Raw genomic sequence first — 255 nt, 5'->3', positions numbered from 1 at the left:
GCAACGATATCCAGATCACCGGCCGTGCGCCGTCTGGCCAGCTCACCATCGAAGACCCAGGTGTAAGCACCAAGAACTACTTCGAGATCTCCCAGAACGCGGGCACCGGTGCGCTCACGCTGACCCATGGCAAAACGGCGGGCGAGATCATTGAGATCGCCATGCCCAAGGTGGGCATCGAATCGCCCACGTACTCGGATCAGGACGGTACCCAGATGCTGAGCATCAACTACCGCCCGGAACCCATCGACGGTA

At 60.4% G+C, this 255-nt stretch carries 1 protein-coding gene; it reads left to right on the top strand.

Annotated elements, in window-relative coordinates; all coding sequences use genetic code 11:
- A partial coding sequence (locus tag M8006_RS18005; protein ID WP_430886853.1) for a hypothetical protein occupies nt 1–255 on the top strand: 255 nt, incomplete at both ends.

The sequence above is a fragment of the Halomonas llamarensis genome (assembly GCF_023555005.1).
GTDB classification, from domain to species: Bacteria; Pseudomonadota; Gammaproteobacteria; order Pseudomonadales; family Halomonadaceae; genus Vreelandella; species Vreelandella llamarensis.
Note: the sequence above shows the minus strand (reverse complement) of the source record. Positions and strands in the feature narration are given on the sequence as shown.